We start from the raw sequence: 236 nt of genomic DNA on the forward strand, positions 1-236 counted from the left end.
TTCACTCTGTATGGAATTTCCATGGCGGACAAGTGCTCTTTCACTTGAGAGAAGTGCGTTGTGCATTCTTCATCCAAGTAATCCAAAATCTCAGGCGCGCCCTCGCCGTACTTCTGATCGATTTTACAATCGAGGATACGCATAGGGTTTCTGTCATATCGGGACTGGCAATCTTTGCAAAGCTTCTCTTTCACCGGTGCAAAAAACTCACGCAATTTCTCTCGGTAAGCCGTTCT

1 pseudogene is annotated in these 236 nt (G+C 46.2%); it reads right to left on the reverse strand.

What is annotated here, in order from left to right:
- A pseudogene (locus tag KVT27_RS26125) lies at positions 1–236 on the reverse strand (histidine--tRNA ligase); the annotation flags it as partial.

It is taken from the genome of Lysinibacillus sp. GbtcB16 (assembly GCF_019091145.1).
Lineage (GTDB): Bacteria > Bacillota > Bacilli > Bacillales_A > Planococcaceae > Lysinibacillus > Lysinibacillus fusiformis.